25 protein-coding genes are annotated in these 25,397 nt (G+C 59.2%); 13 read left to right on the plus strand and 12 right to left on the minus strand.

Going from position 1 to position 25,397, the window contains the following annotated elements:
• Window positions 1-37: 37 nt before the first annotated feature.
• From JNX03_RS20185 to JNX03_RS20205, 5 genes are all read left to right on the plus strand, one after another.
• A complete protein-coding gene (locus tag JNX03_RS20185; RefSeq protein WP_203212543.1) occupies window positions 38-1,564 on the plus strand; it encodes an ABC transporter substrate-binding protein in 1,527 nt (508 codons plus the stop codon).
• A gap of 63 nt (window positions 1,565-1,627) precedes the next feature.
• Window positions 1,628-2,638 carry an ABC transporter permease gene (locus JNX03_RS20190; RefSeq protein WP_203212544.1) on the plus strand — a complete coding sequence of 337 codons (1,011 nt, stop codon included), beginning with the start codon at window positions 1,628-1,630 and terminating at the stop codon, window positions 2,636-2,638.
• Entirely contained in the window at window positions 2,631-3,482 is an 852-nt protein-coding gene (locus JNX03_RS20195; protein WP_203212545.1) for an ABC transporter permease, read from the plus strand. Before JNX03_RS20190 ends, JNX03_RS20195 begins: the two co-directional genes overlap by 8 nt.
• Window positions 3,479-4,348, plus strand: a complete 870-nt coding sequence (locus JNX03_RS20200) for an ABC transporter ATP-binding protein (protein WP_203212546.1) — start codon at window positions 3,479-3,481, stop codon at window positions 4,346-4,348. The genes JNX03_RS20195 and JNX03_RS20200 overlap by 4 nt, the downstream gene beginning before the upstream one ends.
• Window positions 4,348-5,139: an ABC transporter ATP-binding protein gene (locus JNX03_RS20205; RefSeq protein WP_203212556.1), complete on the plus strand. Its 792-nt coding sequence runs from the start codon at window positions 4,348-4,350 to the stop codon at window positions 5,137-5,139. The genes JNX03_RS20200 and JNX03_RS20205 overlap by 1 nt, the downstream gene beginning before the upstream one ends.
• A gap of 168 nt (window positions 5,140-5,307) precedes the next feature.
• On the opposite strand, the gene JNX03_RS20210 is transcribed toward JNX03_RS20205, so the two are convergent.
• Together JNX03_RS20210 and JNX03_RS20215 are read right to left on the minus strand one after the other, a co-directional pair.
• The gene (locus tag JNX03_RS20210; protein WP_203212547.1) at window positions 5,308-6,297 is read right to left on the minus strand and encodes a ParB/RepB/Spo0J family partition protein; all 990 of its coding nucleotides are present in this window, start codon (window positions 6,295-6,297) and stop codon (window positions 5,308-5,310) included.
• Entirely contained in the window at window positions 6,294-7,496 is a 1,203-nt protein-coding gene (locus tag JNX03_RS20215) for an AAA family ATPase (RefSeq protein ID WP_203212548.1), read from the minus strand. Before JNX03_RS20215 ends, JNX03_RS20210 begins: the two co-directional genes overlap by 4 nt.
• A 617-nt stretch (window positions 7,497-8,113) precedes the next feature.
• Here JNX03_RS20215 and JNX03_RS20220 point away from each other — a divergent pair.
• Together JNX03_RS20220 and JNX03_RS20225 are read left to right on the plus strand one after the other, a co-directional pair.
• On the plus strand, window positions 8,114-9,115 hold the full coding sequence (locus JNX03_RS20220; protein ID WP_025048587.1) for a replication initiation protein: 1,002 nt from the start codon (window positions 8,114-8,116) through the stop codon (window positions 9,113-9,115).
• 9 nt (window positions 9,116-9,124) lie between these two features.
• The gene (locus JNX03_RS20225) at window positions 9,125-10,252 is read left to right on the plus strand and encodes an aminotransferase class V-fold PLP-dependent enzyme (protein ID WP_203212467.1); all 1,128 of its coding nucleotides are present in this window, start codon (window positions 9,125-9,127) and stop codon (window positions 10,250-10,252) included.
• Window positions 10,253-10,261: 9 nt separating this feature from the next.
• Here JNX03_RS20225 and JNX03_RS20230 read toward each other — a convergent pair whose 3' ends face one another.
• A complete protein-coding gene (locus JNX03_RS20230) occupies window positions 10,262-11,428 on the minus strand; it encodes a pyridoxal phosphate-dependent aminotransferase (protein WP_203212468.1) in 1,167 nt (388 codons plus the stop codon).
• A 91-nt stretch (window positions 11,429-11,519) separates the two neighbouring features.
• Here JNX03_RS20230 and JNX03_RS20235 point away from each other — a divergent pair, with 91 nt between their 5' ends.
• Window positions 11,520-12,245 (plus strand): SDR family NAD(P)-dependent oxidoreductase, encoded by a 726-nt coding sequence (locus tag JNX03_RS20235; RefSeq protein ID WP_203212469.1) that lies wholly within the window; start codon window positions 11,520-11,522, stop codon window positions 12,243-12,245.
• A 64-nt stretch (window positions 12,246-12,309) separates the two neighbouring features.
• On the opposite strand, the gene JNX03_RS20240 is transcribed toward JNX03_RS20235, so the two are convergent.
• Window positions 12,310-13,068 (minus strand): MBL fold metallo-hydrolase, encoded by a 759-nt coding sequence (locus JNX03_RS20240; protein WP_203212470.1) that lies wholly within the window; start codon window positions 13,066-13,068, stop codon window positions 12,310-12,312.
• A gap of 39 nt (window positions 13,069-13,107) precedes the next feature.
• On the opposite strand from JNX03_RS20240, the gene JNX03_RS20245 reads away from it, so the two are divergent.
• The 3 genes from JNX03_RS20245 to JNX03_RS20255 are packed head-to-tail and all read left to right on the plus strand — an operon-like array spanning window position 13,108 to window position 14,957.
• Window positions 13,108-14,229, plus strand: coding sequence for an aminotransferase class I/II-fold pyridoxal phosphate-dependent enzyme (locus JNX03_RS20245; protein WP_203212471.1), 1,122 nt, complete (start codon window positions 13,108-13,110; stop codon window positions 14,227-14,229).
• Between the two features lie 54 nt (window positions 14,230-14,283).
• The gene (locus JNX03_RS20250) at window positions 14,284-14,541 is read left to right on the plus strand and encodes a FitA-like ribbon-helix-helix domain-containing protein (RefSeq protein WP_203212472.1); all 258 of its coding nucleotides are present in this window, start codon (window positions 14,284-14,286) and stop codon (window positions 14,539-14,541) included.
• A complete protein-coding gene (locus tag JNX03_RS20255; protein ID WP_203212473.1) occupies window positions 14,538-14,957 on the plus strand; it encodes a type II toxin-antitoxin system VapC family toxin in 420 nt (139 codons plus the stop codon). Before JNX03_RS20250 ends, JNX03_RS20255 begins: the two co-directional genes overlap by 4 nt.
• Window positions 14,958-14,967: 10 nt before the next feature.
• On the opposite strand, the gene JNX03_RS20260 is transcribed toward JNX03_RS20255, so the two are convergent.
• Entirely contained in the window at window positions 14,968-15,777 is an 810-nt protein-coding gene (locus JNX03_RS20260; protein WP_203212474.1) for a ferredoxin--NADP reductase, read from the minus strand.
• A 161-nt stretch (window positions 15,778-15,938) separates the two neighbouring features.
• Between JNX03_RS20260 and JNX03_RS20265 the strand changes: the two genes are divergently transcribed.
• Window positions 15,939-17,105 (plus strand): amidohydrolase family protein, encoded by a 1,167-nt coding sequence (locus JNX03_RS20265; protein ID WP_203212475.1) that lies wholly within the window; start codon window positions 15,939-15,941, stop codon window positions 17,103-17,105.
• On the opposite strand, the gene JNX03_RS20270 is transcribed toward JNX03_RS20265, so the two are convergent.
• The gene (locus JNX03_RS20270; protein ID WP_203212476.1) at window positions 17,102-17,542 is read right to left on the minus strand and encodes a MarR family winged helix-turn-helix transcriptional regulator; all 441 of its coding nucleotides are present in this window, start codon (window positions 17,540-17,542) and stop codon (window positions 17,102-17,104) included. The genes JNX03_RS20265 and JNX03_RS20270 overlap by 4 nt on opposite strands.
• A gap of 175 nt (window positions 17,543-17,717) precedes the next feature.
• On the opposite strand from JNX03_RS20270, the gene JNX03_RS20275 reads away from it, so the two are divergent.
• On the plus strand, window positions 17,718-18,245 hold the full coding sequence (locus JNX03_RS20275; RefSeq protein ID WP_203212477.1) for a dihydrofolate reductase family protein: 528 nt from the start codon (window positions 17,718-17,720) through the stop codon (window positions 18,243-18,245).
• Window positions 18,246-18,300: 55 nt separating this feature from the next.
• Here JNX03_RS20275 and JNX03_RS20280 read toward each other — a convergent pair whose 3' ends face one another.
• From JNX03_RS20280 to JNX03_RS20305, 6 genes are read right to left on the minus strand one after another with little or no spacing between them, the layout of a single operon-like run.
• Complete coding sequence (locus tag JNX03_RS20280; RefSeq protein ID WP_203212478.1) at window positions 18,301-18,885, minus strand: amino acid synthesis family protein; 585 nt, start codon at window positions 18,883-18,885, stop codon at window positions 18,301-18,303.
• Window positions 18,882-19,463, minus strand: coding sequence for an amino acid synthesis family protein (locus tag JNX03_RS20285; RefSeq protein WP_203212479.1), 582 nt, complete (start codon window positions 19,461-19,463; stop codon window positions 18,882-18,884). Before JNX03_RS20285 ends, JNX03_RS20280 begins: the two co-directional genes overlap by 4 nt.
• Window positions 19,456-20,316, minus strand: coding sequence for a UPF0280 family protein (locus JNX03_RS20290; RefSeq protein WP_203212480.1), 861 nt, complete (start codon window positions 20,314-20,316; stop codon window positions 19,456-19,458). Before JNX03_RS20290 ends, JNX03_RS20285 begins: the two co-directional genes overlap by 8 nt.
• Window positions 20,316-21,803: a 6-hydroxynicotinate reductase gene (locus tag JNX03_RS20295; protein ID WP_203212481.1), complete on the minus strand. Its 1,488-nt coding sequence runs from the start codon at window positions 21,801-21,803 to the stop codon at window positions 20,316-20,318. The genes JNX03_RS20290 and JNX03_RS20295 overlap by 1 nt, the downstream gene beginning before the upstream one ends.
• Window positions 21,796-24,537: a molybdopterin-dependent oxidoreductase gene (locus tag JNX03_RS20300; protein WP_203212482.1), complete on the minus strand. Its 2,742-nt coding sequence runs from the start codon at window positions 24,535-24,537 to the stop codon at window positions 21,796-21,798. The genes JNX03_RS20295 and JNX03_RS20300 overlap by 8 nt, the downstream gene beginning before the upstream one ends.
• The gene (locus JNX03_RS20305) at window positions 24,537-25,364 is read right to left on the minus strand and encodes an FAD binding domain-containing protein (RefSeq protein WP_343069213.1); all 828 of its coding nucleotides are present in this window, start codon (window positions 25,362-25,364) and stop codon (window positions 24,537-24,539) included. The genes JNX03_RS20300 and JNX03_RS20305 overlap by 1 nt, the downstream gene beginning before the upstream one ends.
• Between the last annotated feature and the right edge of the window lie 33 nt (window positions 25,365-25,397).

The following is a 25,397-nucleotide window of genomic DNA, read 5'->3' on the forward strand; positions in this document are numbered from 1 at the left end:
AAAGAACCAACAAAATCAACGATCAGGGAGATCCAGAATGACACTTTCAAGAAGAAGCCTGCTCAAGTCCTCAGCCGCAGCCGCGACATTTGCCGTCGTCGGCCTGCCCAGTTTTGCCCAAGCGATTGACGAATTGGTCATCGCCTACAACGTCAACCTGCCCAGTTGGGATCCGACCGTCGGCCTATCTGCGGTAAACCCGACCATTCAAGGGTTCTACCAATCGGTTTTTGACCTCTTCATCCCGCAGAACACTGACCTCAGCTTTGGTTCAGGCATCATCACGGACTACGGATGGAACGACGACCGCAGCGCGATCTGGATGGATGTGCGCGAGGGCGTCACCTGGCACAATGGCGATCCATTGACCGCCGAAGATGTGGCCTGGTCCCTGACCCGCGCGGGCAATCCTGACAGCGGCAACCCGATCCAGTTCATCTGGGGCAAGGTCAACAATATCCAGACAGACGGCAACCGCGTGACCGCCGACATGCCCGAATATGAACCGACGTTCTTTAAGTGGATGTCCTTCCTCACCGGCTATGTCATGCCAAAGAAATACTACGAAGAGGTCGGCGCGGAAGGCTTCGAAGCGGCCCCCATCGGCTCCGGTCCCTATATGGTCGAAAAATTCGAGCGCAACGCCTTTGTCCGCTTGAAGGCCAACGAGAATTACTGGGGCGGTGCGCCGGAGTTCAAGACGGTGACGATCAAGTTTGTGACCGACGCCGCCAGCCGTGTGGCAGAGGTGGAATCGGGCAACAGCCATGTCACGCTCGAAGTCCCTTATGAAGAATTCGACCGCCTCAAAGCCAAAGACGGCATTGAAGGCGTGGCCGCGCCCATTTCCGATATCGGGATGATTTTCCTCAATGATATTGAGGTGATGACAGACCCCAACGTGCGCAAGGCCGCCGCCCATGCCATCGACAAATCATTGATCATCGAACGGCTTCTCTCGGGCTACGGCGTGCCCATCGACACGCTGCAAACCCCCGATTACGTCGCCTATGACGACAGCATCAAGGTGCCTTACGATCCGGAAAAATCCAAGGAACTGCTGGCCGCTTCCGGCTATGGTCCTGACAATCCGGTCAAGTTCAAGATCCAGACCACCAAGGGCTTCAAACCCAAGGATTACGAGATGGTGCAAGCCATCGTGGGCCTCTGGCGCCGGGTCGGCATCGAAGCAGAGATCGAGGTTTACGAGATCGCCAAACACTTCGAGCTGCGCGCCGCAGATCAACTGGCCCCGGCCGCCTTCTACAACTGGGGCAATTCCGTGGGCGATCCGACCACCTCGACCGGCTTTGCGATGTTCGGCCCCTCGCCGCATTCGGTCTGGGACGGTGAGGAAACGTTTAACGCGATCCTGCCGCTTTGGGGCGAGGCGGATGAGGCCAAGCGGATCGAGGGCTGGAAAGCCGTCGACAAACGCATCGCCGAAAACGCCGAAGTCATCCCGCTGCTGCAATATGTGCAACCGATCCTGCACAGCTCTGCCGTCAAGGTCACACCGCACCGTTCTGGCGCGTTGCTGCCGCACCTGATGACCCGCGCATAAGAACCACCCTGGAACTGGCGGGGCTGGTGCAAACTGGCCCCGTCCTTTTTCGAACGGACCTTCATGACACTCCTGCGCCTCATCCTTTTGCGGATATTGACCACCGCAATCACGCTGTTTGGTGTGGCGGTGATCGTTTTTGTTGTTATCCGCGTGGTGCCCGGCAACCCCATCGCCATGATGCTGCCGCCCGGTGCCACCGATGCCGATATCGCACGGCTTCAGGCGCAATATGGTTTCGACAAATCCATATTCGAACAGTTCCTCATCTGGCTTGGCGGTGTGATGCAGGGCGATTTCGGCACCTCGATCTCCCTGCGCCAACCGGTCTCGATGCTGGTTCTGGGCCGCCTGCCCGCCACGCTTGAACTGTCGATCTTTGCCTTGGTGATCGCGGTGGTGATCGGTGGCACAATGGCCCTCACCGGCACCCGCTATCGAGACACCAAGACAGAAGGCGCCATTGACGTCAGCGCGGGCATGGCCCTGTCGGTGCCGGATTTCCTCTGGGGTTTGGTGTTAATCTTACTTTTTGGGGTGCTTTGGCCGGTTTTCCACATCTCCGGACGGATCTCTCCTTCGCTCAACATTGATTTCACGACGAATTTTTATGTTTTCGAATCCCTGTTTCGCTTGCGGTTTGATGTCTGGCTCGACCTGCTGAGCCATATGTTCATGCCTGCCCTTGCCCTGGCCATCCCCTTGGCCGCAATCATTGCACAGCTTTTAAAACAGTCTCTAAAGGAGACCATGCATCTGGATTACGTGACCCTCGCCCGCACCAAAGGCTACAGCGAACATCACGTTATCACCCGCGAAGCCCTGCCAAATGCGATCCTGCCCACGTTAACTCTTGTCGGGGTGCAATTTACCTTTCTGATAGGAGGCACGGTGATCATCGAACGGCTGTTTTCTTATGAAGGATTGGGAAACATGGCCATCGACGCCGTGATCAACCGCGATCTGCCGCTCATTCAGGGCATCGTGATCCTGTTTGCCCTGCTCTTTACCCTCGTAAATCTGGCCGTTGATATGCTCTACGTCGTTCTGAACCCCCGCCTGCGCCATGCGTGACGCACGAGGAGACATAAAGCGGCCCATCGGACTGCGTCTGTGGCTTTCGGGGGGATGGCTAACCCTTTTGGCGCTGGCCGCGATCTTTGCGCCGCTCATCGCGCCTCAAGACCCGCTGGCACAAGATCTGTTCACATCCCGCCTGCCACCCTTCTGGGATGCCAAGGCAGAACCCGGATACTGGCTTGGCTCGGACTCACTGGGCCGCGATGTGCTGTCGCGAATAGTCTATGGTGCGCGTTTGGCTCTGATCGTGGCGCTTGTCGCGGGAACATTGACCTGTCTTGTTGGCGGCACACTTGGCCTCATCGCCGGCTATTACCGTGGCTGGCCGGATCGGATCATCAGCCGCTTTGTCGATATCTGGATGGCCTTTCCACCCGTCCTCTTTGCTATTTTGCTGATTGCGGTTCTGGGGCCGGGGTTGATGTCGATCATCATCGCCATCGTCGTGATCGACTGGACCCGTTTTGCCCGTGTGATCCGCGCCGAGGCAATGAGCCAGGGGGTGATGGATTATGTCGCCTCTGCGCAAGTTGCCGGGCGTGGAAAATTCGGCACGATGATCACCGAAATTCTGCCCAATGTCCTGCCGACCATGGTCGCCCTGTTAACTCTTGAGATGGGGATTGCCGTCATCGTGGAGGCGATTCTCAGCTTTGTGAACCTTTCAATCTCTACCGATAGCCCGACATGGGGCGGCATGATCTCCGAGGGGCGCACATCGGTGCATCAGGCTTGGTGGGTGCTGGTTTTCCCACTCATCACGCTTTTCCTGACGGTCCTCAGCTTCAGCCAACTGGGCGAAGGGCTCAAGGACCGCTTTGATCCGGTGCTGCGATGAAGCCGTATCTCTCCATTCGCAATCTGTGTGTCACCCTCAAACATGGGGCGCCAATCCTGCGATCGGTGTCCCTGGATGTGTCCGCCGGTCAGGTGCATGGGCTGGTGGGGGAATCCGGTGCCGGTAAGTCCATGATCGGCAAGGCGGTTCTGGGCACCCTGCCCCGCGCCCTGCGCATCCAATCGGGCGAGATCTGGTTGGACGGCGTCGATCTGTTGACCCTCCCCGCGCAAGAGCGGCGCAAGCGCATCGGCAGCACCGCCGCCTTGATCCCGCAAGATCCGCTTACCGCCTTGAACCCATCCCGGCGCATTGGGCCGCAAATCACACGACGTCTGGTCGATATTCTGGGTTGGCGCAAAGCCGTCGCCGAGGCACGCGCGTTGGAGCTATTGGCAGAGGTGCATATTCCCGATCCGGCCCGCGTGATGCGCAGCTATCCGCATGAGCTGTCCGGCGGTATGCGTCAGCGTATTCTAATCGCCTCCGCCTTTGCTGCCGAACCCAAGCTGATCATTGCAGACGAACCGACAACGGCCCTGGATGTGACTGTACAAAAGCAAATCCTGCGCCTGATCGCCGATATGCAGGCGCGTCACGGCACCGCGCTTCTGTTTGTGACCCATGACCTCGGTGTGGTGTCCAAAGTCTGCGATACACTGTCGGTGCTCTATGCTGGCAAGGTTGTGGAGGACGCAGGGATGCACCGCTTTTTCATGCGGCCGGTTCACCCCTATTCCGCCGCATTGCTTGCCGCGACACCGACATACACTAATCCCACGGGAAGCCTGACACCTGTTCCGGCGACAGTGATAGAAGACGTGGAAACCGAAGTGCGCCAACATGACATAAGGGCCGGCGGATGATGTATCAGGTCAAGGATCTCCGGCTGTCTTTCCCCGATATGGCTCACAAACCGCTTTTTGGCGCCGCGCCTCGCATTGAGGTGCTCAAAGGCGTCAGCTTTGACCTGCACAAGGGCGCGGTGTTGGGCATCGTCGGCGGGTCCGGGTCCGGCAAATCGACGCTCGGCCGTGCGATGCTACGGCTTCTGGAGCCCGACACCGGGCAGATATTGTTCGATGGGCAGGATATTACCCATATGCCCGAAGATGGCCTGAGAGGGATGCGCAGGCGCTTTCAGATGATTTTCCAAGATCCAATGTCTTCCTTGAACCCGCGCCGACGTGTGGGCGGCATCATCGCTGGCCCCCTGCGCTTGCACGGGTTCGAAGATGCACCCGCACGGGTGGCGGAGGCGCTGGATATGGTTGGTTTGCCGCGGCATTTCGCCCAGAGATTTCCGCATGAACTGTCGGGAGGCCAACGGCAACGGGTTGGTATCGCGCGCGCCATTGCCCTGCGTCCTGACTTCATCCTTGCGGATGAGATCGTGTCGGGGCTTGATGTGTCGTCCCAGGCGCAGGTGCTGAACTTGCTTGAAGAACTGGTCAAGGAACTGGGCCTGACGCTGGGATTTATCAGCCATGATCTTTCCGTGATCCGCCGCCTGTGTGACCGAATACTGGTTCTGCACCACGGCGAAGTCGTTGAGGATTCGGAGACAGCCGCGCTTTTTGACGCTCCGAAAGCCGAGTATACACGCGAGTTGCTGGATGCGATCCCCTTGCCGGACCCTCATCAGAACTGGACCTGATTGCCCATGGGCAATTTTGTACTTCTCGAGCCTTATCAAACCTTTAGACCTATTTCACTTTGTCAATTCAAGCCAAAGCATGAAAAAAGGGAGAGGCTGATGCCCCTCCCCCTTAAGCTCTTATCTCATTGATAAATAACGACTTTCCAAATCTTGCCCATGGGCAACTCAGCCTTTGCGCGCCTTCAAGTAATTTTCGAAGGCACCCATCAAGGAGGCGTCGGAAAGCGATGCATCAAACTCCATCTGGACCTGGTTTCCGCGTTTCTTGACCATGATCCCCCGCTCCCCCGGCGAACGGCGGTATAGTTTTCCGGTCTTTGCTTTTGGCGTTTTAGGCTTGGGGTTTCCGGCTGCAACCAAACGTTTGAAAACATCCGCAGCCTCGACATAACCGCCCTGCCCCTTCGCCGCGCGTTTCTGTACGCCCGCGAGATGCATCGCCTCTTCCAGAACGCCCGCGGCCTGTTCAGGCACGCTCAGCAATGGTTTGAGCGCACGCGCATGACGCTCCTTGATGTCGCGCTTGCTTGCGAAAGCATCAAGAACCTCTTCGGGCATTTTGGCCAGAACCAGATACCGGGAAAGCCATGGCGGGCTCACCTCCAGCCGCTCTGCCATCGCCTTTTGCGATCCATCATAATAGAGGCGGATCGCCTCGGCATAATCGACAGCCCGTTCATAATCGGAGATGTCTTCGCGATCTCTGTTCTCGATATCGGCCAGACGAAAGGCCTCTTCGTCCGTAAGGTCGCGCACTTCAACCAGATAGCGGAATTGCGGGTAATTGTGCGCCCGCAACCAGCTGACGGCAAAGTGTCGCCGCGCACCGCAGATCACCTCAAATTCGTGCTCTTCCCCCGACAGACGCCGGACAATCGCGGGAAACTCCTGCTGACCTTGCGCCTTGATCCCGTCGATCAGATCGCGGCAGTTGTCCTCTGTCAGAAGCGCATAATCACGGTTGTGTCGTTCCCACATACGGCAGCGGGCAGGATCCACTTGGTAAAGTGTCTTCTCCTGCATTTCGCCTGACATGCGTTCCCCAATGGAGGTGGACCGCTTGAGGAACCGCGCCCCCGCGCGTTCGGCAGATGGGGCAGGGGTGTCGAGCCCGCTCAAGACATCGTTAAAAATGGCATCGTGTTTCTTACTCATAGCAAACCTTCCTTGCGCAGGGCGCTGTGATGGCTGGGCCAGGTCTTGCGGATCAGAAGCTCGATCTCGGCGTTGACCGCATCCAGATAGGCCCGGCAGCGTTTGTGCGTTTCGGTCCGCACACCAGGACCGGTCAGCTCGTACACCGTTGAAAGATTGGCCGCTGCATTGTCGATTTCAGCAGAATCTTTCAAAACGGCACTCATCATATCCATGGGAAACACCGCCTCCATCATGCGTTTGATCGCTTGATGTGCCGATTTCCCATCGTTCATCTTTGTCGCTAGAATTTTAACAAAAGAATAATCACGCGCACCGCCAGCGCGGGCCAGCTCTTCCAGAGTAGCGCCCATCATCTTGAGAAAATGCGCGGTGGAGCCAAAATCGATGTTGTTCGGCGGGGCTGGGATCACCAGTGCATTGGCGGCCCGCAACACGGACAGCGACAGCATGCCCAGGGCAGGGGGCGGGTCGAGCAGGATCACATCAAAATTGTCCTTTATGCTCTCAATTCCGTTGCGCAGCCGGTCGAGCACAAATGTACTGTCCCGCGCCATTCGCGCGGCAAATTCATATTCCGCATCATAAAGCCCGAGGTTTGCGGGGATCAGCGCAATTCCGGGCCAATAGGTGGCACGCAGCGCATAATGCAAGCTGGCTGGCCCACCATGGCGGAAAAACGGGTAAAGGGTATCGTCGTCCTCATCCACATCAACATCCGGATTCAAACCGAACATGGAGGTGGTGCTGGCCTGGCTGTCACAGTCGATCACACAAACACGATAGCCCTTGAGGGCCAGATATTGCGCCAGATGACAGACCATCGTTGATTTCCCGACACCACCTTTGAAGTTCTGGATCGCCAGAACCATCGCCGGGTCATCGGGTTGCCGATGGGGCAGGGTGCCAAAGACATCCCGCATGGTATTGACCTGCGCAAGACTGTAGCCGCTGCGCCGGCCGGTTTCGGGATCTTTGTCGGGCGGCGGTAGACGGCCATCGGCCTCGGCATCGCGGATCAACTTGTCGCTGCGTCCCACCATTTCGGCGGCGCGGCGGACATTAAACCGCAAATCAAGCGACTTGGACGCGCCGGGCGCAAAAACACGTTCCCGCAGGCGTTCAATCACGGTGCTGGCGCGATCGCTGAGATTGGCCAATTCGGTTAGGGTGACGGGGGGAAGGACGGGCTGCTGCATCGGGGCCTCATTTATTTGCTCTGCGAATCATGGACTGTTGTTCTGGAGCGCTCAAGTGTGAATTTTCACGAAAACCAGGCAAAAAGTCGGAAATCCGAGGCACAGATCATTTTCTTTGGATATTTCGGCATTTGCCTGCAATGCATAGCCTTTTTGCGAAGGAAACACCCGAAAAGTAAGCTATGGGATCAATCGCGCCCGATGGGTCCTAACCGGCGCTGATCTTACCCTTTAAACAGAATTTGAAAAACCCCTATGGTTCAGGATTCTTAGTGTTCTGTGTTCGGGCTTGCCAATGCCCTTTGTTTTATAGCATATCAGTGCCTAACACTTACCTTTTGGGGCGGATCGGCAAACCTTTTGGGAGGGCTAGCCTTACCTATCGGGGCGATTCCCCTTACGGATGGGTTGAGGGTTAAACCTTACGTTTTGGGTGGCTGATCTGAGAGCCACAGAACATGGTAGGATAAGCCTATAGAACAGGGGTTTGCGAATCATTGGGTGCGAATCGGCGTCGGTCAGGACTTACAAATTGGGTGATAGACCGCTCCAGAACCCTATGATAGCTTACGCGAAACGAGCAACAAAAGTAAGAATACTGGGTAAGACAATAAAGCATGAGCAAAGCTTACCGAACCGTTGATGCGCGGCCAAACGCGCAAACGCTGGTCAAACCCGGCGAGCTGGTGGACCTGGTCGAGGTGACGCCGCTGACCTTGGCTGACCGGCGGATTTACAATCAGCTGCTTGAGAACGCATGGGACGCGATCGAAAAACCGGTAACGCATGTGATCTCCAAATCCGATCTGCGTGGATCGCATAATTCCAACGATCGGGTGGGCGGGTCGATTGAGCGGCTGATGGCCTCGATTGTCAAAGTGCAGGTCATGCGGGACGGCGAGCCGGCAATTGAACGGGTGCAGCTTCTGGGGGGGAACGTCGAAACAACGCGGCGGGACGGGCTGCTCGAATATGAGATTCCGCAACGGCTGCGGCGGATCATCAAGGACAGCACAGTGTTTGCGCGGTTGCAGCGCGAGGTGATGTTTGCGCTGTCCTCGAAATATGCGCTGACGCTTTATGAGATGGTGCAAAAACGTGGCAATCTGCGCTGGCGGTCCTCGGAAAAATTCAGTCTTGAAGATATGCGCGGTGTGCTGGGCGTGCCCAAGGGCAAGTTGACCTCTTGGTCGAACCTGAAGCTGCGGGCGATTGATCCGGCGGTGGAGGAGGTTTCGGCGCTGAGTGACTATATCGTTGAGGTTGATCCGATCAAAACCGGGCGGCGGGTCACGCATATTGAACTGCGCTGGTGGCGCAAGGATGCGGGCGGCGAGGCAGAGGTGGAGCGCGAGTTGCAGTTTTCCTCGGTGGGGCGCAAGGAACGTGCAACAGCCAAGGCCGAAGCCATGCGGCCGCGGCCTGACTGGCTGGATGCGAAGGGCGCGGCGTTGAGGACAGAGACCTATGAGACGGCCAAACTGCGGTTTCCCGGATATGACATCTACTTTGTTGAGGGGGAATGGCGGGCATGGGCGGCGGGCAAACCGCCAGCGCGTGATCCCGACAAGGCCTATCTGGCATTCTTTAAGACCTTTGCCGAAAACAACCCAATTTAGAGACTGATCATGACAGAGACATCGGGCGATCCGGCCTATTTCCTTTACCATTCGATTGGCCAGTATCCGGGCAAGGCGGCGGAGATGGCCAAGGCGTTAACCACGTTTTCAGACACTTGGGGCGCGTTGGACGATGAGCAATGGCCGAATGTCCTGACAGCAAGGGCAGAGTTTATCGACCTCTGGCGCGATCTGATTGATGCGCCGGAGGGCACATTGACCAGTGCAGAGAATGTGACGACAGGGCTGTTTTCCGTTCTGGGCGGCCTGCCACCAGAGTATCTGCGCGGCAAGCGGGTGTTGGTTGCAGCAGATTGTTTTCCGTCGCTGCATTTTCTGCTGAACGGGATGCAGGATCGGTTGGGCTTCAGCCTTGAAACTGTCCCTGTGCGGCAGGGGGATTTCTGGGTCCGTGACGAGGATATGATTGCGGCATGGGGGCCGGATGTCGGTCTTGCGCTTCTGACATTTGTGACCTCCACTTCTTCGCACCGCTGTGATCTGGACACGCTGTTGGCGCATGGCCGGCAGATGGGGTCGTTGGTGGGCTTGGATCTGACCCAGGGGATCGGGATCATACCGTTTTCGCTGGATGATCATCCGGTTGATTTTGTGTTGTCCACCACCCTCAAATGGCTGTGCGGCACGCCCGGTGCGGGAATTATTCAGATGCGGGAAGATCTGTTGAAGACTGTCAAGCCGGAGCTGCGCGGATGGTTTTCGCAGGACAATCCGTTTTCATGGGATCTGGATGCTTTTGACTATGCACCCGATGCGCGGCGGTTTGAACATGGAACGCCCTCGGTTTTGGCCTGTGTGGGATCGGTGCCTGCATTGAAATGGCACGCAGGGCAGGGGGGGCTCTTGGCGCATAATCGAAAGCTGACCAAGTCGATTATGGATCATGCAGAAGAGATGGGGTTGCCGCTGGCCACGCCAAAGGACGAGGCGGCAAGGGGCGGCTCCGTGATGTTGCAATTGCCAGAAACAGCCGACCCTGCTGCCTTGGTCGACGGATTGCGAGACGCAGATGTTCATGTGGATTGCCGGGGCCGGATATTGCGGATATCACCCGGCGCGGTGACCAAGGGCCAGCACGTCAATCGTCTGTTTGATCGTCTCAAAACATATGTTTAGAGACTGAATCTACTGCAAATCGTTGAAGAACCTTTGCATCCGGTCCATCGCCTCCCGCAGCACATCCATGTCGGCGCAACCAAAGCACACCCGCAGATGCCCTTCGCCCGCATCACCATAAAAGCTGCCTGCCTCGACCACCACACCGGTTGCCGCCAAGAGCATGTCGGCGCAGTCTTGTGAGGTCAGGCCGGTGGCGGTGATGTCGGGGAAGGCGTAGATCGTCCCCTCCACCGGGGCGCAGGTCACGCCGGGCATTTGGTTCAGCCGCGAGACAACCAGATCGCGGCGTTCCCGGTCGCGATCGACCATGCCTTGCAAGATTGCGGGGTCTCCTGTGAGGGCGGCCAAAGCACCGTGCTGCACAAAGGTGTTCACATGGGTCACTTCGTTGGTGGTGATTTTCATCATTGGCCCAATTAGAGACTGATCTGCGGCGATATAACCGAGACGCCAGCCGTCCATGGCATAGGCTTTCGTGAAGGCAAACATGGAGATTGTCCGCTCCTTCATGCCGGGTAGGGAAGCGATAGAAATATGTGCGGCGTTGTCATAGGTGATCTCTTCATAGACCTCGTCAGAAAGGACCAGCAGATCGTATTCCTGCGCGAGATCCGCGATGATTTGCAATTCAGCGCGGGTATAGACCCGGCCTGTAGGATTGCAGGGGTTGATCAGCGCAATCACCTTGGTCGCTGCGGTGATATGTGGCTCTAACAAAGTACGATTGATGGCAAATCCGTTTGCAGCATCCAAGGGTGCGATGGTGACTTTGGCGCCTGCAAGCTCTGCCTTTCCGATATGCTGGGGATAATAGGGGGCGAGCAAAAGCGCCTCATCGCCCGCATCCAGAAAGGCCATAAAGGCGGCAAAGGAGGCCTGTGTCAGACCATTGGTCACGATCACCTCATCGGCGGTGATATCCATGGCATTCTGGCGGCGCAATTTTTCCGCGATGGCGTCGCGCAGTTCGGGAATGCCTTGCAGGTCGGAGTAGTGCACATGACCCGCCTGCAGCGCGGCGATGGTGGCGTCTTTGATGTGTTGGGGGGTGTCTTCTGCGGGCATGCCCAATTCGAGATGGATCAGATCACCTTTCATCTGGACGGCCTTGGCAAACATGCCAAAGTTTTTGGGTGAGGTTTCTGTGATCCGGCGGGCAGGGCGGATGGGCATGGGCGTTCCTTGCATCGAAATTTATATGCGTTTACATTTAAATCTGCCTAACCTGCCATTGCGCAGAAGGCCACCATAAAAGGGGATCATCATGGGTAGGATTGCGGTTGTCACCGGTGCGGCGGGCGGCATGGGCCGTGCGATTGTTGCAAAGCTGATCGCGGATGGCATGCATGTTATCGGGCTGGATCTGGACGGTGCTGCACTGGCCGAGATGGAAGCGGAGGAGGGATTTGAAGGGATTGCAACAGATCTGACAGACCCAGACGCCATTTCGGCAGCTTTTGAAAAAATTGCAGCGGATCATGGGGGTGTTGATGCGCTGGTGAACAACGCTGGCACCTGTTTCATGTCGGAGTTTCCGGACATACCCGTGGCGGAATTCGAAAAGCAGATGGCGCTGAACTTCTCGGGTGCATTTCATTGTTGCCAGGCGGCGATCAAGCTGATGGAAGGCCGTGACGGGGTGCGCAAGATCGTCAATATCAGCTCAAACGGGGCGTATAATTTCGATGCTTTCGATCCGCCGCATTATCGTGCTTCCAAGGCGGCCTTGGATACCTTGACCAAAGATCTGGCGCGGCGGTTCGCGACGGATAAAATCGCGGTCAATTCGATTGCGCCAGCGATGACCGAAACGCCGCTGTTTAATGTGGTGAGCGAGGACGTGCTGGCAGAGGCGATTGCGCAAATGCCGCATGGACGGGCGATGCAACCTTCGGAAATTGCGGCTTGGGTCGGGTTTCTGATCTCGCCCGCGGGGGATGTGTCCAGCGGCAATGTGATTATCCTGAACCAGGGGCGCGATGTGCGTTGATTTCTGCTGCCGAAATTGCAGAATTTTTTTCAAAATTCTGCAAGATTTTCTGAGAAAAATCACCTCAATCAAACCATTCCGGCGCTTTTTTGAGGGTTGGCCATTGTTCGGGGCTGTGGCCGTAGATGACCAGCGCGCCGCGTTCTGATGCCAGTTTCATCAGCCGGTCGCCATGGTGGATGGCCAGATCGTCATCCCATGATCCGGCAAATTTCTCGTCAATCTCGGAGGCGCGGCTGATTGCATCGGAGGTGAGCAGAACCCAGCCTGTTTGCGGCAATTGCACCATAAAGGCCAGTTGGCCGGGGGCATGACCGGGGCAGAGCAAGACCTCAAATCCGGGGCCAAGATTCATATCCGACCGCACCAGATGATAGTCGCGATCAGGCCAGTCCATCATCTGTTTTCCGGACCAATACAGCGGGCGGGGCAGGGCGCGTTCGGCGGCGGAAATCAGGATCGGGGCATGGGGAAAACCGGCCATATCGCCAACGTGGTCGATGTGGGTATGACTTTGGATCATCAGGGTGACATCGGATTTGGCCAGCCCCAGTTTGGCCAGTTGCGGGCCGGGCATGTTTTCGGGGGTCACGGACAGAACGCGGCCAAAGCTGCCCAGTTCGTCCTCGGCGGTGGCGGCCTCTGCATCGTGGGCGTATTTTTCGGGAAAGCCGGTGTCGATCAACACCACTTCGCCAGCGTCGGTTTCCACCACAAAGCCGCAGATTCCGATGGTGCGCGGGCCGGAATGGACCTCGAACAACCCGTAATCGAGCACAGCGAGGCGTTTCGGTTTGCCCTTCAGCGTGACTTGGCTTTTCATGTGGCGATCCCCCTTGGGGCCATAAGCAAAGGCGGCGCAATGAAAGTCAAGATTCACACCCTGTTTCAATACCTGTTGGAAACAACAGATGCGGAGCCGGAGGCGATTGTCGGGTTCTCCTTGGCGGAATCGCCCAAGCTGGGGGAGTTCATTGCGGATCTTGATCCGGACTTGCCGTTGGATTGGAACAACCGGGATTTTCGCGGGTTGCCCGAATTGCGGGACCATGTTCTGGCGCAGGCAGGGTTGAGCGGGCTTTGTTCGGCCGCGGATGTGTTGATCACAGCGGGTGCGGCGGAGGCGAATTATCTCGCGGTGATGCAGCTTTTGCAGCCGGGGGACGAGATCGTGATCGAAACGCCGGGTTGGCCGCAGGCGGAGGTGCTGGCCAAGGCGATCGGGGCCGAGGTGGTCAAGGTACATCGGCAGGAGGCAGATGGCTGGCATTTGCCGCTGGACCGGGTTGCGGAGGCGGTGACGGACAAAACCAAGATGATTTTCATCACCAATCCAAACAATCCCACGGGCGATTTACTGAACGCGGATGAACTGGCGGAATTGGCGCGGATCGCGGGGCGCGTTGGTGCGTGGCTGTTGGTGGATGAGGTCTATGCGGGGCTGGAATGGGAGGGCAGTCGCGCGCCGTCGATTGCGGGAATGTATGAACGCGGGATTACTACGGGATCGGTGAGCAAGGCCTTGGGGTTGCAGGGGCTGCGGACGGGCTGGTTGATCTGCCGCGATCCTGAGTTGGTGATGGATGCGGTGATCCTGCGGGAGAATTCCAGCGAGATCATGAACATCATGGGCGAGGTGATTGCCGAAGTCGCGCTGCGCCCGGATCGCTATGGCGCTGCGATGGACAAGGCGCGGCGCGAAAGTGCGGCCAATCTGGCCAAGATGGACGCGTGGGTTTCGGCGCAATCCGGGCTGTCCTGGATCAAACCGCGTGCGGGATTGATCGGGCTGGGGCGGCTGCCCGAAGGGGTTGACAGTGATGCCTTTGCCAAGCGGCTGTTGGCGGAGCCATATCGCACATTCCTGCTGCCGGGCAGTGCATATGAGCAACCCAATCATATCCGGCTGGGGGTTGGTGGCGGCGCGGCCGTGAACCTTATGGAGGGGCTCGATCGGTTGGGGCGTGCTTTGGCTGAATATTGACAGCATTGCTAGCAGTGCTTACATGGTGAAGGAACGAAAAGAAGGAGACTTGGCATGCCGACCCTGACCATTCGCAATATCGCGCCGGAGGTGCATCAGGCCCTACGGGAGCAGGCGGCGGCGCATGGCCGGTCGATGGAGGCCGAGGTGCGGGCGTTGCTCAGCAATCACACGGGCGCGGCGCAGCCCAAAGAGGATGGCGCGGCGTTTTATGATCGGTTGCGGGCGCGGTTTGCCGGAGTAGAGAGCGATCTGGATTTGCCAGAGCGGCGCCAGCCCCGAGATACGCCTGACTTCGGCCCTGCGGGATGATCCTGCTCGATACCAACATCATCTCGGAAATCATGCGCCCCGAACCGGCCCCGGCCGTGCGGGACTGGTTTGCGCGGCAAACTCCGGCGGATTTGTATTTGAGCACGGTCACGCTGGGCGAGATCGGGTATGGTCTGCACCGATTGCCAGAAGGGCGCAGGCGGGATGGATTGATGCGGCAGGCGGACCGGCTGTTTGCCGAAGATTTTGCCGGAAGGGTGCTGAGCTTTGATGAAAGTGCTGCGGTGATCTATGGCCCGTTAGCTGCCGGGGCACGGCAGGCGGGGTGGAACATGGCGGTGGAGGATCTGATGATTGCGGCCATTGCACTGGCGCATGGCGCAGCGGTCGCCACCCGCAATCTAAGGGATTTTCGGCACAGCGGTCTGTCTGTTCAGAACCCCTTTGAAGGTTAGGGTTAAGGCCCTAGTCCACAAACGCCTTTTCGACGACAAAAGTATCGGGGCGGTTATTGGCCCCTTCGACCAATCCAAACCCTTCCAGCGCCGCCTTGGTGTCGCGCAACATGTCCATTGATCCGCAGATCATGCCGCGGTCTGTGGCGGGTGCGATGGGCGGCAGGCCCAGATCGTCAAACACCTTGCCAGACGCCATAAGATCGGTGATGCGGCCCATAAAGGGATAATCCTCGCGGGTGGTGGTGCAATAGTGGCGCAGCCCTTGGGCAAATTCACCGACCAGCGGGTCGTCCTTGACCGCCGCGACCAGTTCCTTGCCATAGGTCAGCTCGGCCACCTCGCGGCAGGTGTGGGTCAGGATCACCTCGTCGAATTTCTCGTAAGTTTCAGGGTCGCGGATCAGGCTGGCGAAGGGCGCAATGCCGGTGCCGGTGGCAAACATCCAGAGCCGTTTGCCCGGAAGCAAGGCATCATTGACCAGGGTGCCTGTGGGCTTGCGCCGCATCAAAACTGAATCGCCCACCTTGATCTTTTGCAGATGTTCGGTGAGCGGTCCGCCCGGCACTTTGATCGAGTAGAACTCGATCTCTTCATCCCAACTGGGCGAGGCGATGGAATAGGCGCGGAACACCGGGCGTTCGGCGTTGGGCAGGCCGATCATCACAAATTCGCCGGAGCGAAAGCGAAAGCTGTCCGGGCGGGTGATGCGGAATTTGAACAGGCGGTCGGTGTAATGCTGAACGGATGTGACGGTCTGGGCAAAGACCCCTGCGGGGATCGGAAACGCGCCTTGGGCGGCGGTTGCATCTAGGGACATTCTCACGCTCCGATAATCATTTGTATACAAATGAAATAGCGAAGCAAAAAGCGGCTGTCAACACGGGTCTGATTTCGGCAGGGCAGGGGATAATCGCCCTTGACGGCGAGCCGCGAAATATTCGTATACTAACAATAAGAACGCATGTTGGAGGACGGTTCATGGACAAGTTGGTGATCAGGAATATCGGGCAGATCCTGTCGGGAAAACTCGAAGAGCCGATCTTTGACGGGGATTGTCTGATTGCGGTTGATGGCAAGATTTCCGCATGGGGCAAGGAAAAGGATCTTGATTGCGAGGGCGCCACGACGACGGTGGATGCCCATGGCGTGACGCTGGCCCCCGGTTTGATCGACAGCCACATTCACCCCGTGGTCGGGGATTACACCCCGCGCCAGCAACAGCTGCACTGGATCGACAGCACGCTGCACGGCGGTGTGACCACGCTTATTTCAGCGGGTGAGGTGCATATGCCGGGACGGCCCAAAGATGTGGTTGGCCTCAAGGCGATGGCGATTGCCTCACAGCGCTGGTACGAGAATTTCCGCCCCTCCGGGGTCAAGGTGCATGCCGGTGCGCCGGTGATCGAACACGGCATGGTCGAGGAAGATTTCAAGGATCTGGCCGATGCGGGGGTCAAACTGTTGGGCGAGGTGGGTCTTGGCACGGTCAAGGATGGCAAGACCGCGCAGCAGATGGTCTCTTGGGCGCGTAAATACGGCATTCAAAGCACGATCCACACGGGCGGGCCGTCGATCCCCGGATCAGGGTTGATTGATGCCGATATGGTGCTGGAAACCGGAACGGATGTTGTGGGCCATATCAACGGGGGGCATTCGGCCTTGCCGGATGATCAGATCATCTGCCTGTGCGAAAGCTGCAAGGCGGCGCTTGAGATTGTGCACAACGGCAATGAACGCGCGGCGCTGCTGACGCTGAACACGGCGCGGGAATTGGGCAAGCTGGACCAGGTGATCCTTGGCACGGACGGTCCTGCGGGATCGGGGGTGCAGCCGCTGGGCATTTTGCGGATGATTGCGATGTTGTCCTCCTTGGGGAATGTGCCGGCGGAGCTGGCCTTCTGCTTTGGCAATGGCAACACATCACGGCAACGCAAACTGGATACCGGATTGATAGAGGTCGGCATGTGCGCCGATTTTGTACTGCTGGATCAGGCCCAACATGCGCCGGGCAAGAATATGCTGGAATCGGTGCAACTGGGTAATCTGCCGGGGGTTGGCATGACCATCATCGACGGTGTGGTGCGCAGCGAACGCAGCCGCAACACGCCACCGGCGGATAGATTGCCGGAGGTCGTTTCGGCCTAAGAGATCTTGCGCAACAGGTTGGCCAGCGTGCGCCGTTCCTGCGCGGTGAGCGGGGCAAGGGTGTCTTCGGTGATGATCAGGCCGGTCTGTTTGAGATCGTCAATCAGATCCGCGCCCTTCTCCGTCAGCGAGATGATGGAGCGGCGTTTGTCGACCTGATCGGGGCGCGATTGCATCAGCCCCTTGGCCTTGAGCCGGTCCACCACACCTTTGATCGTTGCCACATCCATCGCGGCGAGACGCCCCAGATGGTTTTGCGACACATCCCCCTGTTCGGCCACACGCAGCAAGGTGGTGAACTGGGTCGGCGTGAGGTTTTGCACCGCGTGTTTTTGAAAGATCGCCGCGTGCCGCTGGCTGGCCAGTCGAAGCAGATAGCCCACCTGATCTTCGAGGATATAGGCGGTCTCGCTGGGGGCAGGGGCGGTTCGGGTCATGAGCGTTCATACCGCAGGCAGGAAGTGATGCACAACGGGGAATGAAGTGGATTTGACAACCCCCGCATGTGTTGCCATATAAACCGCAACAGAGGAGTGCCCTGCCAGTGATCAAGTAAGTACCTGCAAGAACCGGCCCATTCGGCCAAGTTGGTATTTATTCACGGAGCATTCCATGCATCCCATTATTTATGACGTTGCCGTCTCTGTTGACGGTTATATTTCTGGTCCTGACGGGGACATCAGCCGCTTTGCCCAAGAGGGAGAAGTGGTGGAAGACTACGCTGCGCGGTTGCAAACCTATGGCGCGGCAATCATGGGGCGGGGCACCTATGAGTTTGGCTATCGCTTTGGTCTGGAGCCGGGGCAAAACCCTTATCCCCATATGCAGACCTATGTGTTCTCAAAGCAGATTGATCTGCCCGATCAAAGCGACGTGACCCAGATGCAGGGGGATTTGAAAGCGCATCTGGATGATCTCAAAGCGACCGCAGGCGGGCCGGTTTATCTGTGTGGGGGCGGGGCCTTTGCCGGGGCGTTGCTGGCGCTTGGGGCGATTGATCTGCTGCGCCTGAAGCGTGCGCCGATCGTGTTGGGCGGGGGTGTGCCGCTGTTTGGCGATGGCGCAGCGGCGCCAGATCTGAAGCATCGGTCAACCAAGGTCTATGAGGGCGGATACCTGTTTCAGGAATTTGCCCTGTGAGCCCTGCCACATGAGCAGGATGGCGGGCAGGTTTAACCTGCCCGCCTGATTTCATTTAGCGCAACCCGTCTTTGCCCTCGGCCTCGTCATGGGTCAAACCGCCCACGCGGGGCAGGGGGCGGCCGCTGTCGGTGACGGCCACGGCGACCATGATCTCATTGGCGCGGGGGGCGTCGTTGAGGCAAACCTCGATTCCGTCAAAATGGCTGCGCACATAGGCGGCGTCCTTGTGGCCCAGAGGCACATCGAGCACCTGACCGGGGCTGCCCATCTTTTTCGAAGAGGCGACCAGAGCTGCGCCTTTTTCCACGGCGGCCCGGAGGGGTGCGCCAAGTTTGGGATGCAGGATCGCGGCGGCATGTTCCAGCTCACCGTTTTCGCCGACCATGGCGGATTTGCCATAGCTTTGCGCTTGCGCCGGTGTGATGCCAAGGGCCGCGACACATTTGTCGCCCAGAAGCGCGCCCAGTTCTGCGCCGATGTCCATCAGGGCACTGAGGTCTTCCTGATAGACCCCGGCAAAGGGGTTTTCGATCACCGCCACGGCGACGGCCTTGCGGGTAGGCGGCGCAATGTTGCGGCCCATTTCGCTGTGGGTTTCCTCGACGTTGACGGCAATTTTGCGGATCTTGGCGGTCATCTCAATCCGTCCTCCCCTTTGATGTCTGCGGCGGCCAATCCGCCAGCGCGATTGTGAATGCGTGCGCCCGTGGTCATCACCAGAATGAGCATCATCTCATCGGCGCGCGGCGCGTCGTTGAGGCCCACTTCCATGCTGTCGAAATGGCTGCGCACATAGGATGCGTTGATATGGGTGATCGGCACATCAAGCCGTGCGCCAACGCCGCCCACCTTTTTGGTGGAGGGCACGATGGCGTTAGATCCATTCAGCAGCTCGCGCATCGCGTAACCGCCGGGAGCGTGCCAAAGTGCGCCATGCTCCAACTCTCCATCTGCGCCGATCAGGGCAGCCTTGCCGTAACCTTCGATCTGGTCGGCACCGCCAAGCATCTCGACCAGCTTTTCCGCCATCGACAGGCCGAGCGGTTTGAGATCCTCCATAAAGGGTTGGATGTCCGGTTCGTACCGTCCGGCGAAGGGGTTCTTGATCACCGCCATTACAGCGGCGCGTTTGAGGGATTTGGCAGGCACTGGGCCGCCCTCGTGAAAGATCTCTTCGATCACGCGGCTGGTTTTGCGCAGAATAACGTCAGGCATGTTCAGCGGTCCTTAAGCTGAGGGAAGCGAGGGGCGCGGTGCAGCTTTGGCTGTCCCCTTGCAGAAACAGGGCTGCACCAAGAATGCGGCCTTTTTGAATCAGATCATCGGCGCGTTTGCGCCCCTGTTCAAGCGCCAAGCGGCGGTCTGTTGCGGGCAACGCGCTGCAATGGGTCACCACGGGCAGATCGCCAAGGTCGCTGTTGTCATCAAGGCTGCTGGCCGGGGCGCGGGTGATCGCGGGATGGTCGGGCAGGTCCACGGCATTGGCGATCATCGTGGCGGCAACGTCCGCTTCGGCGGCGGTGCGGGCCAGCACGGTGACGCTGTCTGCGATGCCAAGGCTGAGACTGCGGCCATGGCGACCACTGGTGGCGATGCCGCGAATGGGCGTGTCTTGTGTGATTGTGATGCGGCCCAGATCACTGCCGTCATGGCCGGACATGGCAGATGTGAAATGCTGTCCTTTGGTCAGATGTAGGGCGATGTCGCCGCCGTTGTTCACATAGGCACGGGTCAGGGGCGTGGCGGCGCAGATGGCGTGCAGGACGTGATCGGCCACAGCACCGGCAACGGCAGCCATCGAGGTGACGAAACTCTCTGCCGCATAAGGATAGGCGGCAAGGTGCATCTGGCAGGCGATGGACCCGTTGGGCGGAGGACTGTCCGTGCTGAGCGGTTGGCGCAACGCAGGCAGTTCCCGCACCAGTTCCTCCAGCACAGTGGCAAAGCGGGCCTGCGCGGCGGCAAAGGCGATTTTGCGATCACCCTCGGCCCCGATGATCAGGTCTATCGGTCCGTGTTGCAGGTGCAGACGGGTGCCACCCGGCAAAAGATGAGCCTGCGGGCCCATCAGGACTTGTCGCCCTTGGCCCAGCGATAATTGGTATGGGCCATCGGATCATGTCCGTGCGCCTCTGGCTTGACCTTTCGGGTGACGCCGGTGACGGAGGACACGGGTTTGACCTCGCTCATGTGGCCGCCAAGGGTGGCGTAGTCACTGACCCGCAGGGAAAATTCAATCGGGGCGACCAGGGCAGGGGTCGGCACGTAGCCAAAGGATCCGGTGGGCATGTCCATCACATCGACCATCACCGTGATACCGCCGCCGGGCCAGACATAGGCCTCCGCGCCGCCGCAGGACACATGGGTCAGCGCGTCTTTGACTGAACGGGTCAGGCGCACGGGGTTTTCTGTGACCCCCGCCCGCAGGCTGCCGCCCGCGCCGCCCATGAACAGCACCGAACAGATCGAGGGTTCGCAGTTTTCCGCGATCAGATCGCAAGAGGCCCGCAAGGCATCCGGCATCGGTGCGGGTTGTGGCACCAGATCGGCGTCCAGTTCGTAATAGCCTGATTGTTCGCCCGTGGTTGAAACCATCAGAAGCCGCAGTCCGGCCCATGCCACCTTGGGGTTGAAGGGACCAAGGATCGCAAGCGGATCTTCGATATCGGTGCCGCCCCAGCCAGTGCCGGGCTCGGCCACCTGAAAGTAACGTCCCGGCGTGGAGCGGCGGCCAAGGATCTTGATGCCGGTGGGCGGCACATCGAGTTCCTTGCCTGCCTGATGTTCGGACAACACCCCGGTGATATGGTCATCGACTACCACAACGTCATCGGCATGAGACAGCCATTGTTTGGCAAACATCCCGATGGTGGCAGAGCCGCAGCCCACCCGCATCAGCTTTTCCGGCAGCCCGTTGATCACCGGCGCTTTGCCGGCCTCAACGACGATGGTGGTGGCGTGATCATCCTCTCCGATGATCATTTCCACCGGTTCGCGGTTGCACAGTTTCAAAAGGGCATCGCAGGTCACGCGGCCTTCTTTCTTGGTGCCGCCAGTCAGGTGTTCGACCCCGCCCAGAGAAAGCATCTTGGACCCGTATTCAGAGGTCATCACATGGCCAATCGGCTCTCCATCCACCCGCACCACATCGCGTTCGTGGCCAATGTGGCGGTCGGTGTCGATCTTCACCTTGACGCCGCAGTAGGAAAAGATGCCCTCGGTCACAACGGTGACCATATCGACGCCTTCAACGTCCTGACTGACAATAAAGGGCGCGGGTTTGTAATCGGGATAGGTGGTGCCAGCGCCGACAGCGGTGACAAAGGGGCGGTCGCCTTTGACGATATTGCCATCCCATTCATCGGCGGGTGTGTCCGACAGGAACGGTACCAGCTTTTGATCGGTGCCTTCGATGATGGTCAGCGCATCAAGGCGCACCAGATCACCGCCGTGGTTGGCATAGCGGTCACAGGCACCGATCTTGCCATCAGCGATGTAGCACATCACCGGGCAGGCGTCGCAGCGGATCTTTTCGGGTTTGGCGCGTTCAGTCATGGGATTTGGCCTTGAGTGCAGCGCGGACGCGGGCGGGGGTTGCGGGAACCTGTGTGATGCGGACACCGGTGGCATTGTGGATCGCATTCAGGATCGCGGGGGCGGTCGGGATCAACACATGTTCGCCCAGCCCCTTGGCCCCGTATGGCCCGTGGGCGTCCGGCTCTTCGATGATCAGGGTTTCAACGGGGGGCATATCGCCAATGGTCGGGATCAGGTAATCATGCAGGTTCTCGGTGCGCCCCGGAATGTATTCTTCCATCAAAGCCATGCCGAGACCCTGCGCAATGCCGCCTTGCACCTGACCTTCAACCAGCATCGGATTGATCGCCTTGCCCACATCATGGGCGGCAACAAAGTGCAGCGGCTTGACGGTGCCAAAGGCAGTATCGACCTCGACCACCACCAGATGCGCGGCATAGCCAAATTGCGCATAGGGTGCACCCTGGCCGTTTTCATCCAGCGGTTTGGTGGGCGGATCATAGGTTTCCTCGGAGCGCAGCACATAGCCTTCGCCATCGGCGGAGAGGGTCGATAGCGCAAAGCTGTGGCGGCCCGCCTTGTCAGTGGCGTGGATCATGCCATCTGCGATTTCAAGCTGGGCGTCTTGGGCGACATTCATCCGCTCAAGGATCTGCGCGCGCAATGCCGCGCCTGACAATCGCGCGGCATTGCCCGAGACATAGGTCTGCCGCGAGGCGGAGGTTTTGCCCGCATCCGGTGTCACGTCCGTGTCGGCGCCGATCAGGGTCAGGGCATGGACCGGCACGCCAAGGGCGGTGGCGAACAATTGGCTGATCACCGTGTTGGCGCCTTGCCCGATGTCCATTGCGCCTTGGTGCAGCATGATCGTGCCATCGGCGCGGATGCCCGCCTTGATGGTTGAGGGATTGGGCAGCGAGGTGTTGCCACAACCGTACCAGCCCGCCGCAATGCCAACACCGCGTTTCAGAGTGGTATTGGCCGCGTTGAATGCCGCCGCCGCACCGCGTTCCTTGGCCCATGCGGGGCGCAAGGCCTCAAGACAGGCGCGAATGCCAACCCCTTGGGAAAACACCTGTCCGCAGACCGTGGGCGCGTTGTTTTCCAATGCGTTGAGGATGCGGAACTCCAGCGGATCGAGGCCAAGCCTGTCTGCCAGCACGTCAAACAGGCTTTCTTGTGCAATCGCGGCCTGAGGCACGCCAAAACCGCGAAAGGCACCCGACGGCGGGTTGTTGGTATGGATGCCCTTGGATTCGGCGCGGTAGTTGGGGATGCTGTAGGGGCCGGACGCATGCACCGGTACCCGGTTGGCCACGGTCGGCCCCCAACTGGCATAGGCGCCGGTGTCAAATTCGCCATAGAAGTCATAGCCGGTGATCTTGCCGGTGCGGTCCGCGCCGATGCTCAGGCGGATGTCGGAAGGGTGGCGCTTGGTGGTGCTTTGCATCGATTCACTGCGCGAATAGGTCAGGCGCACGGGTTTGCCGGTCTTGATCGCGGCCATCGCCAGATAGGGCTGCACGGAAATGTCCAGCTTGGAGCCAAAGCCGCCGCCCACGCCGGTTGGCACAATGCGGATGCGGCTGCGATCCCAGCCAAGGATGATCTCAAGCGCCTCAAGATCCATGACGGGGGCCTGGGTGCAGGCGTAGACCTCGACACGGTCCCCATCCACACGGGCAAAGCCGGCTTCAGGCTCAATATAGGCATGTTCGACAAAACCGCTTTGGTAGTGGCCTGACACGGTGACATCCGCAGAGGCCAGCGCGGATTTGGCATCGCCGCAAGCGACAAAGCCGCCGCACATCACGTTCATGTCCCGGCCTTTGTGCAGCTCTGCGGCTTGATCCGTTTGGGCGCTGTGAATGTCGGTGCTGGCGGGGCGTTCCTCCCATGTCAGGGGGAAAGTGGCGGGATCGAAGTTGCGGATCATCTCCGGCGTTCCGATCACGGCGGCAACGGCTTCACCCCGAAAGCGGGTTTCGCCCTCGGCAAAGACGGGTTGATCCATGAACTGCGGAATGACGCCAAACACGTTGCGGCCTGTGATATCGGCAGCGGTCAGCACGGCCTCAACGCCAGTTCTGTTGGCAACAAATCCCTCCAGATCGCCAAAGGTGAAACCGGCGCGAGGGAAGGGCGAACGGATCACCAAAATCTCAAGCGTGCCGGGCGGCGCGATATCGTCGCCGAAGGCCTCGCGCCCCGCAACTTTGTCCGCGCCATCGAGGCGGCGGATTGCATCACCTGCATGACCGGGTGCATCGCGGGTGAGGGCAGGGGCACCCATCACGGCGTCGATGATCTTGCGATATCCGGTGCAGCGGCACAGCACCCCGCCAAGCGCATCTTGCACCTGCGTTTCCGTCGGCTGCGGATTGGCCCGCAGCAGCGCCACGGCTGAGGCCATCATCCCCGGTGTGCAGATCCCGCATTGCGCCGCGCCGTGGTTTTGAAAGCTCTCGCCCAGGGCATGGGCAATCGGATCATTGGCATGCAGGCCGGCGGGGGTTTCCACCGCGCGCCCCGCGGCCTGTTGCGCGGGCATCAAACAGGCGCAGACGGGGTCGCCGTCCACCAACACGGTGCAGGCGCCGCAATCGCCCGCGTTGCAGCCGATTTTCACATCCCGCGCACCAAGCTGTTCGCGCAGCATCTCTGACAGGCGTTGGCCGGGGGCGGGCTGGCATTGGGCGTGCTGCCCGTTGAGGGTAAAGGTCGTGGCGGAAAGGTCGGTGGGTTTGTTCATCACGCGGCCGCCTCTGCAATCGCACGGCGGATCTGCTCGGCCACCACATCAAGGCGGTAATCGGCGCTGCCGCGCACGTCGTCGATGGGGGAGAGGGGGGCAAGGTGGTCAGCTTCGACAACGGCCTGATGCACGGCTTTCCCGATCAGCGCCTGTTCCAAGGCGGGCAATCGCTGGGCCACGGGGGAACAGGCCCCAACGGCGATGCGGGCCTCGGTGATCCGGCCATTGGAGTCGAGGCAGATCAAGCAGGCGGTCATGGTGATGGAGATCACCAGATAACGGCGGCTGCCCAGCTTTTCAAAAGAGGAGGTGGCGTTCTGCGGTGGCTCCGGCACAAGGACGGCAGTGAGCAATTCGTCCGGGGCCAGTGCGGTCTGGCGCACGCCGGTGATGAACTGTGCCAGGGGCAGAACACGCGCCCCATTGGCGGCGCTGGTCAGTTCGACCTGCGCATCAAGGGTCAACAGCGGCGGAACGCCATCCGCTGCAGGAGAGGCATTGCAAAGGTTTCCGGCAATCGTTCCGGCGTTCTGGATCTGGATGCTGCCGACCTCGGCTGCGGCGGATTTGAGCCCGTCGAAGGCCGGGGGCAGATCGGCGTTGAGGATTTCCGTCCATGTGGTGGCCGCGCCAAACCGATAACCCACCTCGGTGCGGCTGATGCCGGACAGCCCGGCAATGCGGGTCACATCAAGAAAGAACGCTGGCCGCCGCCCCTGCCGCGCGGAGGGATAGACATCGGTGCCGCCCGCGACGACCTTACCGCCCTGACGGGTGAGGGTTTCAAGGGCCGAGGCCAGATCTGTCGGATTGTGATAGCTCACCATGGCTCCCGTTGCATTATTGTTTGTATGCAA

Source organism: Sulfitobacter mediterraneus (assembly GCF_016801775.1).
In the GTDB taxonomy this organism is placed as follows: domain Bacteria; phylum Pseudomonadota; class Alphaproteobacteria; order Rhodobacterales; family Rhodobacteraceae; genus Sulfitobacter; species Sulfitobacter mediterraneus_A.

Coding starts and splice junctions, on each gene's coding strand:
- JNX03_RS20185 (WP_203212543.1), top strand. CDS start 38: ATGACACTTTCAAGAAGAAGCCTGCTCAAGTCCTCAGCCGCAGCCGCG.
- JNX03_RS20190 (WP_203212544.1), top strand. CDS start 1,628: ATGACACTCCTGCGCCTCATCCTTTTGCGGATATTGACCACCGCAATC.
- JNX03_RS20195 (WP_203212545.1), top strand. CDS start 2,631: ATGCGTGACGCACGAGGAGACATAAAGCGGCCCATCGGACTGCGTCTG.
- JNX03_RS20200 (WP_203212546.1), top strand. CDS start 3,479: ATGAAGCCGTATCTCTCCATTCGCAATCTGTGTGTCACCCTCAAACAT.
- JNX03_RS20205 (WP_203212556.1), top strand. CDS start 4,348: ATGTATCAGGTCAAGGATCTCCGGCTGTCTTTCCCCGATATGGCTCAC.
- JNX03_RS20210 (WP_203212547.1), bottom strand. CDS start 6,297: ATGAGTAAGAAACACGATGCCATTTTTAACGATGTCTTGAGCGGGCTC.
- JNX03_RS20215 (WP_203212548.1), bottom strand. CDS start 7,496: ATGCAGCAGCCCGTCCTTCCCCCCGTCACCCTAACCGAATTGGCCAAT.
- JNX03_RS20220 (WP_025048587.1), top strand. CDS start 8,114: ATGAGCAAAGCTTACCGAACCGTTGATGCGCGGCCAAACGCGCAAACG.
- JNX03_RS20225 (WP_203212467.1), top strand. CDS start 9,125: ATGACAGAGACATCGGGCGATCCGGCCTATTTCCTTTACCATTCGATT.
- JNX03_RS20230 (WP_203212468.1), bottom strand. CDS start 11,428: ATGCCCATCCGCCCTGCCCGCCGGATCACAGAAACCTCACCCAAAAAC.
- JNX03_RS20235 (WP_203212469.1), top strand. CDS start 11,520: ATGGGTAGGATTGCGGTTGTCACCGGTGCGGCGGGCGGCATGGGCCGT.
- JNX03_RS20240 (WP_203212470.1), bottom strand. CDS start 13,068: ATGAAAAGCCAAGTCACGCTGAAGGGCAAACCGAAACGCCTCGCTGTG.
- JNX03_RS20245 (WP_203212471.1), top strand. CDS start 13,108: ATGAAAGTCAAGATTCACACCCTGTTTCAATACCTGTTGGAAACAACA.
- JNX03_RS20250 (WP_203212472.1), top strand. CDS start 14,284: ATGCCGACCCTGACCATTCGCAATATCGCGCCGGAGGTGCATCAGGCC.
- JNX03_RS20255 (WP_203212473.1), top strand. CDS start 14,538: ATGATCCTGCTCGATACCAACATCATCTCGGAAATCATGCGCCCCGAA.
- JNX03_RS20260 (WP_203212474.1), bottom strand. CDS start 15,777: ATGTCCCTAGATGCAACCGCCGCCCAAGGCGCGTTTCCGATCCCCGCA.
- JNX03_RS20265 (WP_203212475.1), top strand. CDS start 15,939: ATGGACAAGTTGGTGATCAGGAATATCGGGCAGATCCTGTCGGGAAAA.
- JNX03_RS20270 (WP_203212476.1), bottom strand. CDS start 17,542: ATGACCCGAACCGCCCCTGCCCCCAGCGAGACCGCCTATATCCTCGAA.
- JNX03_RS20275 (WP_203212477.1), top strand. CDS start 17,718: ATGCATCCCATTATTTATGACGTTGCCGTCTCTGTTGACGGTTATATT.
- JNX03_RS20280 (WP_203212478.1), bottom strand. CDS start 18,885: ATGACCGCCAAGATCCGCAAAATTGCCGTCAACGTCGAGGAAACCCAC.
- JNX03_RS20285 (WP_203212479.1), bottom strand. CDS start 19,463: ATGCCTGACGTTATTCTGCGCAAAACCAGCCGCGTGATCGAAGAGATC.
- JNX03_RS20290 (WP_203212480.1), bottom strand. CDS start 20,316: ATGGGCCCGCAGGCTCATCTTTTGCCGGGTGGCACCCGTCTGCACCTG.
- JNX03_RS20295 (WP_203212481.1), bottom strand. CDS start 21,803: ATGACTGAACGCGCCAAACCCGAAAAGATCCGCTGCGACGCCTGCCCG.
- JNX03_RS20300 (WP_203212482.1), bottom strand. CDS start 24,537: ATGAACAAACCCACCGACCTTTCCGCCACGACCTTTACCCTCAACGGG.